Annotated in this window: 13 protein-coding genes; 3 read left to right on the top strand and 10 right to left on the bottom strand. The window is 38.1% G+C overall.

Annotation, left to right across the window (positions count from 1 at the left end; translation table 11 throughout):
* Nucleotides 1-7: 7 nt before the first annotated feature.
* On the bottom strand, nt 8-2,089 hold the full coding sequence (locus RCG17_RS23345; RefSeq protein WP_308172419.1) for a (Fe-S)-binding protein: 2,082 nt from the start codon (nt 2,087-2,089) through the stop codon (nt 8-10).
* Between the two features lie 271 nt (nt 2,090-2,360).
* On the opposite strand from RCG17_RS23345, the gene RCG17_RS23340 reads away from it, so the two are divergent.
* Nucleotides 2,361-3,239 carry a LysR family transcriptional regulator gene (locus tag RCG17_RS23340; protein WP_308172418.1) on the top strand — a complete coding sequence of 293 codons (879 nt, stop codon included), beginning with the start codon at nt 2,361-2,363 and terminating at the stop codon, nt 3,237-3,239.
* Between the two features lie 125 nt (nt 3,240-3,364).
* Here the strand turns inward: RCG17_RS23340 and RCG17_RS23335 are convergent, their stop codons facing one another.
* Together RCG17_RS23335 and RCG17_RS23330 are read right to left on the bottom strand one after the other, a co-directional pair.
* Nucleotides 3,365-4,648, bottom strand: a complete 1,284-nt coding sequence (locus RCG17_RS23335; protein WP_308175931.1) for an ATP-binding protein — start codon at nt 4,646-4,648, stop codon at nt 3,365-3,367.
* A 680-nt stretch (nt 4,649-5,328) separates the two neighbouring features.
* The gene (locus RCG17_RS23330) at nt 5,329-5,997 is read right to left on the bottom strand and encodes an RraA family protein (RefSeq protein ID WP_308172417.1); all 669 of its coding nucleotides are present in this window, start codon (nt 5,995-5,997) and stop codon (nt 5,329-5,331) included.
* Between the two features lie 468 nt (nt 5,998-6,465).
* Here RCG17_RS23330 and RCG17_RS23325 point away from each other — a divergent pair, with 468 nt between their 5' ends.
* Nucleotides 6,466-7,026, top strand: coding sequence for a hypothetical protein (locus RCG17_RS23325; protein ID WP_308172416.1), 561 nt, complete (start codon nt 6,466-6,468; stop codon nt 7,024-7,026).
* 145 nt (nt 7,027-7,171) lie between these two features.
* On the opposite strand, the gene RCG17_RS23320 is transcribed toward RCG17_RS23325, so the two are convergent.
* The 3 genes from RCG17_RS23320 to RCG17_RS23310 all read right to left on the bottom strand — a co-directional run bounded on the left by RCG17_RS23320 (nt 7,172) and on the right by RCG17_RS23310 (nt 9,253).
* A complete protein-coding gene (locus RCG17_RS23320; RefSeq protein WP_308172415.1) occupies nt 7,172-7,594 on the bottom strand; it encodes a hypothetical protein in 423 nt (140 codons plus the stop codon).
* Nucleotides 7,595-7,661: 67 nt separating this feature from the next.
* On the bottom strand, nt 7,662-8,924 hold the full coding sequence (locus tag RCG17_RS23315) for a DnaB-like helicase C-terminal domain-containing protein (protein ID WP_308172414.1): 1,263 nt from the start codon (nt 8,922-8,924) through the stop codon (nt 7,662-7,664).
* Nucleotides 8,921-9,253, bottom strand: a complete 333-nt coding sequence (locus RCG17_RS23310) for a DnaD domain-containing protein (RefSeq protein ID WP_308175930.1) — start codon at nt 9,251-9,253, stop codon at nt 8,921-8,923. The genes RCG17_RS23315 and RCG17_RS23310 overlap by 4 nt, the downstream gene beginning before the upstream one ends.
* 59 nt (nt 9,254-9,312) lie before the next feature.
* Here RCG17_RS23310 and RCG17_RS23305 point away from each other — a divergent pair, with 59 nt between their 5' ends.
* Nucleotides 9,313-9,654 (top strand): hypothetical protein, encoded by a 342-nt coding sequence (locus RCG17_RS23305; protein WP_308172413.1) that lies wholly within the window; start codon nt 9,313-9,315, stop codon nt 9,652-9,654.
* On the opposite strand, the gene RCG17_RS23300 is transcribed toward RCG17_RS23305, so the two are convergent.
* The 4 genes from RCG17_RS23300 to RCG17_RS23285 all read right to left on the bottom strand — a co-directional run bounded on the left by RCG17_RS23300 (nt 9,620) and on the right by RCG17_RS23285 (nt 13,538).
* Nucleotides 9,620-10,009 carry a replication protein gene (locus tag RCG17_RS23300; protein WP_308172412.1) on the bottom strand — a complete coding sequence of 130 codons (390 nt, stop codon included), beginning with the start codon at nt 10,007-10,009 and terminating at the stop codon, nt 9,620-9,622. The two genes, RCG17_RS23305 and RCG17_RS23300, sit on opposite strands and share 35 nt — an antisense overlap.
* 339 nt (nt 10,010-10,348) lie before the next feature.
* The gene (locus RCG17_RS23295; RefSeq protein ID WP_308172411.1) at nt 10,349-10,699 is read right to left on the bottom strand and encodes a type II toxin-antitoxin system RelE/ParE family toxin; all 351 of its coding nucleotides are present in this window, start codon (nt 10,697-10,699) and stop codon (nt 10,349-10,351) included.
* On the bottom strand, nt 10,683-10,955 hold the full coding sequence (locus RCG17_RS23290) for a hypothetical protein (protein WP_308172410.1): 273 nt from the start codon (nt 10,953-10,955) through the stop codon (nt 10,683-10,685). The genes RCG17_RS23295 and RCG17_RS23290 overlap by 17 nt, the downstream gene beginning before the upstream one ends.
* A 315-nt stretch (nt 10,956-11,270) precedes the next feature.
* The gene (locus tag RCG17_RS23285; protein WP_308172409.1) at nt 11,271-13,538 is read right to left on the bottom strand and encodes a TOTE conflict system archaeo-eukaryotic primase domain-containing protein; all 2,268 of its coding nucleotides are present in this window, start codon (nt 13,536-13,538) and stop codon (nt 11,271-11,273) included.
* Nucleotides 13,539-15,528: the final 1,990 nt, after the last annotated feature.

Raw genomic sequence — 15,528 nt, 5'->3', positions numbered from 1 at the left:
CCCTTTGTTATTTATTAAAATTCACGGACTTTTCAATAATCTCGGCAATATCCAGTGTCTGCACCTGCTCCTCAACTTCCTTAGCCTTTGTTCCATCGGTAAGCATCGTTAAACAATATGGGCAATTGCTGCCGATAACAGTTGGATTTACCTGAAGCGCCATTTCTGTCCGTGCTATATTCACCCGCGTCCCTTCGCGTTCTTCCATCCACATCCTTCCTCCGCCGGCACCGCAGCAGAGTGCATTTTGACGATTTCGTTCCATTTCGAGCAGTTCAATTCCCGGAATGGCACGAAGGATTTCCCTTGGTGATTCATAGATATCATTGTAGCGTCCAATATAACATGAATCATGATAGGCAACTTTCTCTTCAACCCTCTTAGTTGGCTTGAGCCTTCCTTCCTTTAACAGGTCAGCCAGAAGTTGAGTATGGTGGACAACTTCCGCTTCCAGCCCAAATTCTGGGTACTCATTTTTAAAGGTGTTAAATGCGTGGGGATCGGTCGTCACAATTTTGCGCACACCGTACTTTTGGAACGTCTCAATGTTTTGAGTACATAATTCCTGGAATAAGTACTCATTCCCCATCCTGCGTGACGTGTCACCGGAGTTCATCTCTTCATTACCTAGAATCGCAAATTTAACCCCAGCCTTGTGCATTAAACGGGCAAAGGATCGAGCAATTCTCTGGCTGCGAATATCGTACGATCCCATTGAACCGACCCAGAATAACAAATCGAATTCAGGGGCCTCATCAACAGTCTTGATGATATCCTCCATGCCTTCACGCCATTTGATTCGTTCATTGCGGTTTGTGCCCCAAGGGTTTCCTTGTCTCTCGATATTATTGAAGTAGCGTGAAGCTTCAGCAGGCATCTCCCCTTGCGTCATGACCAAAAACCTGCGCATATCGATAATTTTGTCCACATGTTCATTCATGACCGGACATTGATCTTCACAATTTCTACATGTTGTACAAGCCCATAATTCATTTTCCGTGATGACATCCCCGATTAAGTTTGGCATTTCTACGGTTGCTGCCACCTCTGAATAGGCATCCATTCCCCCCTGCAGTGCCAATTGATTCGCTCTTGCATTCTTAAAGGCAAAGACTGGCATCCATGGCGAACGTGATGTGATCGCTGCTCCCTTGTCTGTCAGGTGGTTTCGCATTTTTATGATCAGTTCCATTGGTGAAAGAGACTTGCCTGTCCCGGAGGCAGGACACATATTTGTACATCGTCCGCATTCTGCACAGGCGTACAGATCAATTAGCTGTTGCTGGGTAAAATTTTCAATTTTTCCAACACCGAATTCTTCAACCTCTTCATCCTCGAAGTCAATCTTCCTTAACTTTCCGACAGGTCCAACTTTCTTGAAAAACAAGTTGAACAATGCGAACAATTCGTGCGCTTGCTTCGACTGTGGGACGAATACCATGAAGGACAGCACTGTCAGTAGGTGCACCCACCAAAATACATAAAATAATACTGTTGCTGCGGTTGTACCAATACCGGAGAACACTACTGCAACCATACTAGAGAACGGTCTAAATACAAAATTAGGTTCACGTCCCAGCATCACAGTTTCAAACCCCAGCGTCAGCAGGATGGACACAGTCAGCGTGATCAATGCAATGATGACTACAGCCGCTTTGACATCTCTTTTCAACTGCAAACGCTTTAGTTTCTCAATATAACGACGGTAAAAAGCATATAACATAGCACACAGCATGAGGAAGGTTGTCCACTCCTGCATGAAACTGAAATATTTGTGCACGGCACCGAAAGGGAACTCAAATCCTTTGATAAATCCCTTGATGATAATTTCGATTAGCCCTATTTGAATGATGAAAAAACCATAGAACAATATAAAATGCATGAGACCGCTTTTCTTGTCTTTAAACAATTTCCTTTGACCAAATCCATTGACTAACACGCTATTTATTCGTTCTTTAAGATTCAGCTCAAAATCAGGTTTCTTGCCGAGTTTTACAAACAAATACCGACTGTATACGATTTGAAAAAATAAATACAATGCATATCCTGTCACAGCTAGAACAGCTGCTAGATTTAAATATATAAGCATCAATACACTCCCTTTCCTAATTAATTTATATCTTAAGCCTCCATCAACCATTTGCTTTTTACTTCAGATTAAATGAGCTTTGCTCCCTTAACTCTTCATTCTTGAAACCATGCGCACGGTCTCTTGCTAGACCATCTCCAGCAATCGTTGTCTAAATTTTAAATTTTTCTGAATATTATTTATTTTCATAGTAGCATTTGGTATACTAATATTTCAAATATCTATTTAATAGATTTGCGATACGATTAAAATATGGATAGGTGATTATCAGATGGATATACGTCAATTACGTTACTTCGTGACAGTGTCAGATGAAGGACAAATTACACGAGCTGCCAAAAGATTGAATATGGCTCAGCCGCCCTTAAGCCAACAGTTAAAGCTAATCGAAGAAGAGCTAGGAACCGCTTTGTTTATCCGAAACAGCCGAAGCGTCGAATTAACGGAGGCTGGAATGCTGCTCTACCAACGTGCAGTTAGTATTCTAACTCAAATCGATGACACTGTAATGGAAGTGAAAGAAACTGGAGACGGTTTGCGGGGACAGCTCTCAATCGGTACTGCAAAAACATGTGCCGTTGCCTATTTACCGGAAAGAATTCAAGCGTTCCACGAACAATATCCACTCGTTACGTTTCGTATAGAGGACGGCCACCCCCATGAAGTTGTTAAGTTTTTAGAGGATAGATTAGTAGAATTAGCTGTCGTTCGCTTCGTTTCAGACATGCATCTAGGTTATGAATCAAAGACTTTACTCGAAGAGCCATATGTATTATTTACTCCAAGTAAATGGGAGTGGGATGCATCTAGAACATTTATCCGTATGAAGGATCTCGAAGACATTCCGCTTATCATGTTCGTTCGAGAAAACAAACATGGAACATATACCGCCTTCGAAGATGCCTGTATAAAACAAGGAGTCAAACCGAACATCATATGCGAATCTCATGACGCTGCCATTATCTGTTCCTTTGTCGCAACCGGGATGGGCGCTGCTGTTATGCCAAAATCAACATTTTCCATTCACCCTTCAGATGATATTAAACTTGTTGAAATAGAGGATTGTCCTCTGCAAAATAAAATATCTCTCATTTGGGACCAAAATCGCCCTCTATCAAAAGGTGCCCAGCGGTTTATGGAGATGTTTTGATTGAACTAAAAAACCCCTAGAAACCATGTTAAATCAATGGTTCTGGGGTTTTTTATTTGTTTTATACTTTACGCGCCTGGACTGCTCCCAAAATAGGAAAAAATAATAAAGAAATTATTTACTTTTTACACTTCTGAATTGAATTTCTGATTATATGTTGGTAGTTGTATAGAGAAAAAAGTGCCTTTTCCATTTTCACTCTTCACCTTTATATCTCCACCCATTCCCTTTATAACGCTGAATGAAACCATCATCCCCAACCCTGTGCCATTTTCCTTTGTAGAAAAATAAGGTTCACCCAATCTGTCTAATTGCCCTTGATTCATACCAATTCCTTTATCCTGAATGTTGATTCTAATATTGGAGGGCATTACGGACTCTGTAGTTATTTGTATATCTCCTCCGCTTGTCATAGATTCAATACTATTTTTTACTATATTGATCAGACATTGCTCAAATTTTTTTCTCTCTCCAAGGACAAAACAGTCCTGTCCTCCCCCTAATGATGTATTTATTTTAACTTTATTAACGTTTGCCAAAGGAGCAAGTATAGTTACCACACACTGTAATACTTCATAAACAGAAATTTTTTCTTTATTTATAAGGGCTGATTTTGCAAAAACCAAATAGTCATCAATAATATCTATCGCCTGATCTAGCTCTTTTGCTGCGATTTTCAAGTAATTATTCCTTGTATCAATAGGAATCTTTTCATCCGAAAGAAGCTGAATAAACCCTTTAGTAGCTGTAAGAGGATTCCCAATTTCATGAGAAATACTTGCTGCAAGATGACTTGCGACTTCTAGTTTCTTTGCCTTTATTGACTTGTGTAACAAATCAAAATTGATCAAAATCACCTCTGTTAGAAGTGTCGTAATAAGCATTCCAATTACATTTAAGAACCAGTGTTCTACACGAATATTCATTAACCTATTCCCAACAGGCAAGTGATCAGGAAAAATGGTTAGCGTTATTAATGAAAAAAAGATTAATACACTATTTACTACTATTTTCACCTTTAATGGTTTCTGCAAATAATATTTAGATAATATTGCTGCACAAATAGTCGTTATTAACAAAATGAAATTATAGGAAAGATAAAATTCCCCATCGATTACATACCTGCCTATCATAGCAACAGATAATAATAAAAAACCAACTTTATATCCCCCATATAATGTACCTAATATCAATGGGATCCTGCGAAAATCCAAAAGCAGGGGTTGAATGAAAGCAATTGGAAAGGTCATACATAGAATAATTGAGATCATTGGGAAAACAGCAAACATCGACTTTTTGACCCATTTAAATTGATAAATATAATGTAAAAGATAAAATAATTGCCATAAGAATAAAGGAAACAAAACAGATAAAAAACTGATTACTAAGTTTTTTGTATAAAGATCCATCACCTCTATCACCTCCTTTTATCTAATTTTCAGATAGTTAAATAATATCAAAAAAGTATTGTTTCTCCAACTGTTTTCAGCAATAGTAATATGCGGTGTTCGTTGGTATTGGAGCAATTAGTTCATGTCTGATGTACCTCGTTTATCATACTAATACGTTATTTTTTATTTGAATAACGATCTCTTTTATATAAAATTTGCCATTTTCAGAAGGGAGTTTACACTAAAATCATACTTCATTTTCAAATATTTCCTTTTATTTTATTATTAATGCCACTTCATACATGGTACTTGAAACCTGGAAATAATTATTACAACTCTCTTTTGCCATCATCAAAATAATAGACTACAACCATTCCCAATTTAAAAAAACCTCTCAAGAGTTTTCTGGAACTCAAGAGAAGCCTCCATTAATTACCCGCGATGTTTAGCAACCCACTACGTTTTCCAAAAATATCACGATTCCCTGTAAATCCCTGTTAAGCTAAGATTGCTGCCTGTAGGCAGTGAGATGCTGGCAATCCAACATATAGGGAGCCGTTCCATTAATGATGGCTGCTTTGTCGCACTCTACCTTTACTAAATCCCCCAAAAGAGAGAAGATTTCGGCCCGCCCTGTCCTGCGAGACATAGACCTTTTTGTCTCTATTCTAAAAGCCCCTGGTCAAGTAGGAAATAAATCAGTTGTCAAGCTTTTTTTGAAGCATCGTTTCATAATTTTGCCCCATTACAGAACTAACTGGAAGTCCACTTCTAATTGCAGTTGCCATCCGTTCTTCTTTTTCCATGATTTTTTTCGCTTCTTCAATTATCATTTCTGCTTTGGAACATGGAAGAAATACGATTCCGCTTGCATCAGCTAAAACTAGATCATTGGGAAAAACGTCAATGCCCTCTATATTAATCTTTTCATTGAATGACTGTTCTATAAGTCTACCTCGAGCTGTCGTTGGAACTGAGGAACGAGCGTAAACAGGAAAATCAATCAACTTCATCTCATCAACATCTCGGCAGGCTCCATCAATAATAACACCGCTTATTCCTTTTAACGATGCTGCAATTGCTAAATTACCTCCCCACCCGGCAACTTTGTCTGAAAAATGCTCCACTACAATGACATCTCCATTGGAAGCAGCTTCAATTGCTGCTGTACCCAGATGTAGGTTTGAGGTTTGTTCTTGAGTCTTCGGTACAAGTTTTACTGTTACAACTCGGCCAGCTATTTTCTTTTGCACAGTTATTTGTCTCAATCCTATAGCAACTCCATTTATATTTAAAACATCAAGTGCATCTGAAATAGCACATGAATCCAGATCGCTTAACCGTTTTACTAATTTATCTTCAGACATTTGTAATCCCTCCTTCCTTCTAATTGCTCCACAGGGGAAAATAACATTATAAAATATCGAAGATTAAATCTATATTTTATTTAATAATATTTGATACTTGCGGATCCTTTTGTAACCACTTTTCCTTCAGCTGTTTCTGCCAAAATATCTATGTGGGGCGGCTAGCGGGGAGAGCATACCCGATGAGGAGATTTGGTCAAAAGAAATTGAGCTTGCAGAAAAACTTTTAATCAATGTCCATAAACCTGCCTATAACTCAAAAAGTCTCACATCAATACCTGATTCTGAGCTGCAGGACGTTCATATTTTGAATTGGGGAGCCCATAGAGATCTACTACCTGAAATTTCGGGATTGAGATGGACAAGTAAATTAGACAATATGAAGTATGATATATATAGGTTTGCTGCTACTGAGTGACCCACCATTTGTCCTGCAAATGAAAGATTGCTGCATAAGGGGAAAATTGAATGCAAGTTTTAGAAATTAAACAAATTACCATACCTTATGATAAGGAACTACTTCTAAAGTGGAAAAAAAGAGATCCATCCATTGTCCCATCTTTCATGCTTGCATGGAAGGGTCCCAGTATTAGTAACGGTTATGGTTTTGGAGAATGGATGACAGACCGATACTTTCGTGATAAAGGATTCTATACAATCACTAACGAATTTAACCTGTTATCCAAAACCTCTAAATTTAAGCGATACAATGACATAATTTCTCTTATGGCCAATCGTCAAAAGCTCCAAGAGTTTAAAGATGCTGTTCGACTATTAGAAGAAACCGACTTTTCCATTGAGAACCTAGATATGTTCGTATACAATTTGGAGACTTTTTTCTTCGTAGAGGTAAAGAAGGAAAAAGATGTGCTTAGAGAGCCACAGATGCGTTTTATGTACCTTGCCAATTCCATTTTAGAAATTGATACAAAACTTATCTATTTATCAGACTCGGATGAAATGGAATCTCAAAAAATGATAAAAGTAGAGCTTGAGTTGCCAAAGGATCTTGAAAAGATTAATCGTTGATTTTATTTAAAAAAGAATCCATCCCTATCTTTAAGAAAAAGGATGGATTCTTTTTAAAGAGTTGCATTTCTTCCACCTGGAATAAAGCCGTTACTATTCGAGTATCAGCTTTTTTGAAGTCTTCACTAGCCACATACTCTCCCTTTCACCCCCTCATAAAACACCCCGCAATAGCCGGAAAACTCTCAAATTCCTTCTTCATGTCACGAAACGAGATGACATCATTTCCTCTACTAAGCTGGAAGTCTAGTGGGTATTCGTGGCAATTCAATGGGGTTTTAAGAAAGGATTTGGTATAGAAATCGATGGCCTCTTTCTGACTCAGGGCATAGATGAAGATAAAAGCCTTCTGATCCATCTTCAGGGAGTAGATCCGAACCTTATGAATTCCTAATACATTGTTTTTAATCAGTTCCGCTACTTTCTGCTCATCTGCTTTGGATAAGTCTGTTATGGAAAATTCGTCATTTAATGAAATTTTCTTCTCCTCTAGTAAATGGTAGATGAAATGGGCCAATGTGGATTCTAGAGTAATGAGACAATTCTCGTAAATATCTTTCACAAGCATGTATGAACACCCCTTTTTTTAGATTCTTTTTTGACCGTGGGCTTCCATCTGAAAAGGCTAAACATGGTTATACAACGTTAAGACTCTGTTCATTTTGGTTCTCTAGCCTTCCAGTATGCTCGTTGTAATTCACCCTAACAGTTCCAACTGGACCATTTCGGTTTTTTGAGACGATGATTTCAAGTGAACGATCCGTTGAATCCTTTTCATAATACGCTTCACGATATAAGAACAATATGACATCGGCATCTTGTTCCACACTACCCGATTCCCGAATATCAGACATCATCGGCCGTTTATTTGCCCTTGATTCAACCGATCGATTAAGTTGCGCCAAACAGATGACGGGACAATCAAAATCCTTTGCCATCGTTTTCAAGGATTTGGATATTTCCGTTACTTGTAAGTGAGAATTGCCACTGTAAAATTGATTGGAATGAATCAGTGTTAGGTAATCAATGAAAAGGATCGGTTTCTTGTTTGGAAATTGGTGCATCATTTTTCTCGTTTTCGCTCTCATTTCGGCAATTGTTTGTCCAGCTCCATCAAATATTTGAATATTGGTATCTGAGAGATCACCAATTACATCTGACCATTTATCCTTTTGATTTTGAGTAAGCAATCCTTTCGGGTCTCGCAGTTTTCTGCGATTGAATCCACCTGTTGATGCGATTAATCGGGATGTAATCAGCTTTTCGGGCATTTCCAAGGAAAATACAAGTGGCAGAAACCCTCCCCATCCCGTCATTTTTGCAAAATGAAGCATCACATCGGTCTTTCCCATCGAGGGTCTTGCCGCCAAAATTGTTACTTCCCCACCCTGAAAGCCTCCCGTCACTTCGTCTAGCTTATTAATACCTGTTGTCGCATTTTTCATAGTTGCTTGATCTTCCCAGGGGGCCTCATAAATATCTGCCAGGGCCTGGTGCAAGGACGTGTGATCTTCCATCTTCATTTGGTTAATTTTATCCAATTCAGCAATGACCTTTGCAATCTCCCAATCATTCATCGCTGCAACGCTCAAGATGTTTCTCTTTTCCCGCTCCTTCCACAGGTCAAGAATGAGCTTCTCCGTTCCATCAAATTTCTCAACATCTGCACACGATAACAGTCCCATAAGGTAGGAAATTCCACCAAATGATTCGAGGTCTGGTAAGGTTGTCATTGTAATCACATCAATATTCTTTCCAGCACGCTTTAACTCCACCATTCTTCGCATTAATTCCTGATGCCGTGTACTTTCAAGCTGTTCAGGTTGAACCACCGTATCCTTGAGTAAGTACTCCGCTTTCATCAAGCTCCCTAAGAACGTTTTTTCAGCAAAGCTCATTCCTCTTCACCTGCCGTCAAATCGAGTTTAAATGCACTTGGAATCGATCTTCCAGCAGGAACAGATCCCTTTATCTGTCTAACAGCCTTGTGGTTCTCATCATCCGAATCAATTTCTTCTACGGTTAGTAAAGATTCATTTTCCCAGTTTTTGAGAATCCCAACAATATAATTTAGCTTTCGTTTGTTATTCGCACATGCAATATTCATGGCCTTTACTATCATTTCTTTTGGCTGTAAAAAGCTAGAATCATCTAACCAAGCTAACAGCTGCTGTTTCGCATTTACGTTTGAAAAACCAAATCCATTCGTATCCCAAAACTCAAGAATTTCTTGCGCATCTGGATTACTTAGTACCGGAATTTCTAAGTCTGGATTATTTTCTATATTTGGATAAAAATCTTGTTGTTGTTGTTGTTGTTGTTGTTGTTGTTGTTGTTGTTGTTGTTGTTGTTGTTGTTGTTGTTGTTGTTGTTGTTGTTGTTGTTGTTGTTGTTGTTGTTGTTGTTGTTGTTGTTGTTGTTTTTCTTTTTCTTTTTCTTCTTTTTGTCCACGTATCGTACCACGATTCGTGGACGTATCGTCTAATTCTTCAGATTCGGTTATCCATGTATCATTTTCATCTGAATCTCCATCTTCCTTACCGAAAGAAATCTCTTCTTGTTTATAAAAAGATTCGTAGAGGCTGCGAATGTCCTATTTTTGAATCAATTCCGAAACATAAAAGATAAGCGAACGATCCTCGACCTCATTTAATTCAGAAAGAATACAATCCATGAGCGGTTTTCCGCCCTTATCAAAGTTCTCTTTTCCCCAATTTTTCAACGCAAGTTCTCTTGTTTCCGGATTGTAACGAATCAACTTGTGATGCTCGATGAATCGATCCATTAACGCATGAACACTTTCTAACGAATAACCCAAATCAAAAGCCATTTGTTTTTTCGTAATTTTATAGATCCCAATTTGAGTCGTTTGCGGATTCGTCTGTAGATACAGGTAAAAATATTTATCCTCCGGACTCATTTCCTCAACAGCAATCGGATTCGTCCAAAATTCAGTACGCACCATTCGAAATTTTGCCATCATCCACCACTTTCCTTTCTTTTTAACTAAACCTCTTCTCACCTTCTATATAGAATTTAAGGAGACAAAAGGACAGGTTGTTTTTTATAGAAATGTGAATGTTTAGTGACAAAAATAATTCTGTGATGAACGATTAATCTGCTTGGTAAGCTACGGAAATCCTTCTGTTAGATTGTGAAAAATATTTTTAAATTTATTTTCCTATACAAAAAAACACTCACAAATGATGACATGTCAACATTCGTGAGTGTTTTTTTATTTTAAAAAATATTCACTTTTGTTCCTATACTCCAACTGTGTTGAGTGTATGTGGCAACACATGGGGCTGGTGGGATATACTTATTATTTGATTCTCATTCGCTTAGATCTCGAAGGTAAGATGTTAATGACATCAATGTAACCGTCATTTTCATGAACTGCATAATATATTATATAATTTAGCATTATATGCCTGCTTTTTCCGTAAGTTATTCTCCTGAGTCCTCTAAAGCTCCCAGCCTCAACAGCTAGACCCATATAAGGGCTTTGAGAGAGGTTTGATTCAATATAATCAATTATTTCATCTTCCTTTGAAAACCACCATTCTAGAGTGTCTTCCCCTTGTTCAGAAAAAAACTGTTGAATATTATCTAAACATAATTCAAATTCTTCAGTAAAAAGTACTATATATTGATTCCTATTTTCTTTTTTCATTACGTTTAGATTTCAACTCACTTCCAGAATACCTTTTCATATCTGGGTTGTCTTTATATCGTGACAAAGAAGCTTTAAGTTCAGGATATTCTTCAATTTCTTTAGCTAAATTACCACTTAAATCTTCAATTATTTCCTCGTTATCATTTTCCACTTCAATGGAAAACAACTTCCCATTTATTACAAAGACTCCTGATTCTTTACCTTGAAGAGCATCAACTAGTTCTTTTTTTGCATGCTCACTTAAAGAATTCACTGAACATCACCTCAATAAAATTATATCAAAACTTTGGTGTGAAATAACAAGAGATCTATCCCCTAACGAAGAAAATTGGTATTTGTATTTCAATGAAATCATTCGTTCATTGGAGGAATAAACCTAACAAATTTATCAAAGCATGGTTGACCTTGTCCCAGATTTCAGAAGTGAAAGTGCCGGTGCAGCAAGGACAATCCTTCACTCTTCCTGTTTGGAAAAAATCAAGCAATATCCAGTCTATGCACATAAACTAGCGTCAGTCCACCAGCTCATGATAAAATCACCATAAATTCGGTACCTAGTACAGTCCAATTAGAATAACCTCATCTGCTCCGACACGTTTTCAGCACCGCCTTTTACATACCCCATCGATTTATAACCTGTTAACCGTTTTTCAAACATCGTTATTAGTACCGGAACCTTTACGTCTACATAGTCATAGACTTGAACCACTTGTTTTCCTTGATAATGACGATGAAGGCGGCCAACATATTGTTGCAGGGTTCCTTTCCAAGATATTGGCATTGTTAGGAATAAGGTATCCAATCGTGGATCATCAAAGCCTTCCCCAATAAATTTTCCGGTTGCAATCACTAACCTCTCCTCGTCCTTTGGAATTGCTGATAGACGTTCAAGCTCCCTTTTCTGATCTTTCTTCTTCATGTTTCCTGCTAACACAATAATGTTTTTAGCAAATCCTTTGAATTGATTTTTCAATATTTCCAAATGTTCAAGACGTTCCGTTAATATAATGGGGGAGCGACCCTTTTCCAGTGACTGTAAGACATCGTCAAGTATTTGAAGGTTCCTGCTTGAATCTAATGCGAGTTCCTCGTAAATCTCATGAAATTCGGTTTTTTTCGTATTAAACTTAGTCTCTTTCGTCATTAACACATGGCCAAACGGACGAACTTTAGCTTGGTTTTTAGCATCAATTTTATAACGAATAGGTCCACATTGCATCATAATAATTGGGTGCATTCCATCCTTCCGTTTCGGTGTTGCCGTTAGTCCCAATACATACTTTGGCCTGATTTTTTTCAATACATTTTCAAACGTTATCGCTGAAATGATATGGCATTCATCCACAATGATTTGTCCATATTGGGTAATCAATGATTTTAGCTGCCCTCCGTAATTCAAACTTTGTATAGTTGCAACATCTATCCTTCCAGTTATCTTATTTTTCCCTCCACCAATTTGTCCAATTTCACCTTGTGGTATATTCAAAAATTCCGAAAGCCGCTCTACCCATTGCTTCATTAATTGATTGCGATGCACTATGATGAGTGTATTCACTTTTCTCTCAGCAATAATCGCTGTGGCAACAACCGTTTTACCAAAACCAGTAGTGGCAGACAGAGTGCCCAGATTATCTGCTAACACTGTATTTACGACCTCTGTTTGTTGAGATGATAATGTCCCGTGAAAATTAACATCAACGCTCTCACCCTCATATTGGTAATCCACAATATCAACGTTGATTGATTGCCCTGCAAGAAAATCTATTAACTCTCTCAAACATCCTCGCGGCAAAATCAATGAATCTTGTTCATCATTTGCGCATTGAATCCTGCTTGGTATTCCATGGGTAGAAAACCTTTTGGCACGCGCTTTGTAAAACTCTGGGTTATTAAATGATGCGATATCGGCCATTTCCGATAATAAGGCTACAGGAATTCCAGCCTTTTTAATATGGATACCGTCTTTCAATTCAATTTGAATTGTCGCAGGCGGCAATACCGGGACATCCACATCTTTTCTTATGGCACAATAAATATCCTCTTCTGTCATTTTACGAACTGTCGATAAGTACAACCATTGATCGGGAAAAGGAATAAAATGCTCATCAACAAATAAACTATTTCCATTTCTCGCAGGTACCTTCTGAAGTGGAAGGGCGATAAGATTTCCGAAACCTCCTTTTGGCAAATTGTCCTGGTTAGGGAACATCCTATCAAAGGATTCCAGGAGAAATCCATCATTTTCTTCTTTTGTTTTCTTTAAAAGAACTATTCCCAGTTTCCTTGCAATTACTGCGGAAACCATTGAAGAAAAGAAAATCCATACATGGGATCCATTGCCGGATCTAGACCTTTCAATGTGAAAAGGGATCTTCATCCACTTACAAGTTTTAGAGAAAGCAATTACATCTTGTTCCCATTGTCTTTTGTCAAAATCAACAGCCAAAAACGAGCAAGTTCCATCTTGTAACAAAGGATATATCCCTATAGTCTTTTTACCATTCAAATGGTCAATCAATACTTGATCAGTTAGAGGAATCAGCTTACGATGTTGGCTTTGTTTACTTTTAATATCAGGCTTTTGGCAGATTGGTTTTTCCCACTCCAGTTCACGTGCAGGTTTATATCCTTTATCACCACTTTCTGATTCCCAACGCAATGCATAAACATCTGTCCTGCCCTTAAATAAACCTTTTAGCAACTTTATTTTCTCTTCTAAAGGAGATTGCTTCGTTACTAGTTTACAAGTGTCAATCATGGTATGATTATGCATCATCTTCACCAATAATTGCTTCAGGTAATGATTTTCTTTTTGCAGTTTTTCATATTCATTCATACCGATCCCTCAAAATAAGATTATTTATAATACCATTATATCCAATTAGTTTGAGAGATTACCCAAAGAATGTGCAAGATGATACTAAAAGAGCCCAATTCTTTAATCGATATCGGACTCTGAATCGCTATTATTTTTTATCATTTTGCCTGGTTACTAATCCAAATACTATTTCAACATTAATAGAGAGACGCACTCAACGTGTGTCGTACGCGGAAACATTTTGGAGACTATTTACATTTCCCACAATTTCTTAGGTTTAATTAAACATTTGGGAACTATTTGGACTTTTATAAATAAAGAATAAATCATTTAGATAAATTAAAAAAGCTGCTTAAAAATTTCAGCAACTTAAATTTTTCTCTATATAGGATATCATTTAACATCGATCTAGTAGGTGCATTCATTTAAGTTTGGCGGGACTGCGTGGGAATCGAACCCACCTGACCTGGCACGCAGGTCACAAGCGGTTTTGAAGTTCTATCCAGTATGTTATTTCTAGTATCACGAGGTGCCAAAAAGAGCTATAGAATAAGGTTTCTGTGATTTAGAGTGTTTTACAGTATCACTAAATTTTTATAAATGGGCACCCAACTCGGCACCGAATTTTGCTCAAATCAATATGATGAAGTTTGAGTCCTCTTAAATTAAAATATGTCAAATAAGAATTAGGTGAATAACAAATAGTTGTTTCCCCACTCCACATGGCTTGAGTGTTGATCGCAGATACATAAAATGTAGCAGTGTTTACCTGATATTGCATAAGGAGAGAACTTTCTTTTCCACAATCGCGCCCGTTCGTAATATAAGTTTAACCAGTTTTTACTGGTTGAACTTTTTTTAATTGGTTTTATTATTGCGGTAGTCGGAGTAGAACGTAGCGCCCGTGGGACTTGATCCCGTCCGCAAAACTGTTCACTCCCTACTTGTATAAGCATGTTTCAGGCTGGTTGGGACAAAGATCCCGTTTTGTGGAGTAACTAAGATCTAGCCTTAGCCTTAAAATTGATTAATTGTTCTTGAACTAGTCGAGTAGAAGAGAGCCTTTCTACCTCACGGTAGATTGGACTCCACCCCCCTCACAGAACCGTGCTTGCGCTATTAACGCACACGGCTCCTCCTAGTTACCATTCACATTACTGCTATCCTTAATAGTTTTGTTACCATCATTATCTCTACCTCTGAGTGTAGTAAATGTGTCCCTATTAAGGTCGATAACTGGTAGCTAGCCTTTCCTCCATCGGCATTACCCAACTTCATTGGTACTATGCTGCTATCCGACTCCCTATTCGGCATTTGGCTTCCTTGCTTGTTATCGCTTGTACACCATACTCTTCCATTAAGAAAAGACCAATAGGATCTCCCGAGTTGCCGTATCATATCAATGTGTAACGTGCCAAGGTCTCTGACTCCAGAGAGGTTTTATCTTTCTTGCCTTTGACGAAAGATAAAATGTTGCTTTCTGCTGCGCGTAAGGCATCAGCCCTCTCGATTTACTAACATTATGGAGCTCAATCCCTTCAACCATTTGGCTTTCGGCCCGCCGTCGGGTAGAAAACAAGCGCGCACAATCAATATTTATTGATTCACGTTTCTTGTAGCCCCCCTACGATCCCGGACGGTCGGATTTCCCGAGTCCGGTTCTGACCTTGGACTGCATGACATACTCGCCTTCCCAAATAACCTCAGGATTAAATGTTGGTACACATATTCCCCCATCAACTATTGGTTTACTTGTATGCTAGTCTATGAACAAATAAACAAAGCTCTGTGTCTTTGAAGTTCTGACTGTCCAAGTGCCCAGAGGTCCTTCGCTCCATCATAGGAGTTACCTTGATAGAAGTGTAATTACCTTACACTTAAGAAGGCATTACCCTTCCCTCATTGCTACTACGACCTCATGCGCCAGTCCTAAATCATCCTAACATTTTCTATTAGCCTCTTATATGTTAGGCCTTTATTGGTTAGTACCTTTCCAATTTGAAGTAGG

Origin of the sequence: Neobacillus sp. PS3-12 (genome assembly GCF_030915385.1) — a bacterium.
Taxonomy (GTDB): Bacteria; Bacillota; Bacilli; order Bacillales; family Cytobacillaceae; genus JAEVLT01.
Note: the sequence above shows the minus strand (reverse complement) of the source record. Positions and strands in the feature narration are given on the sequence as shown.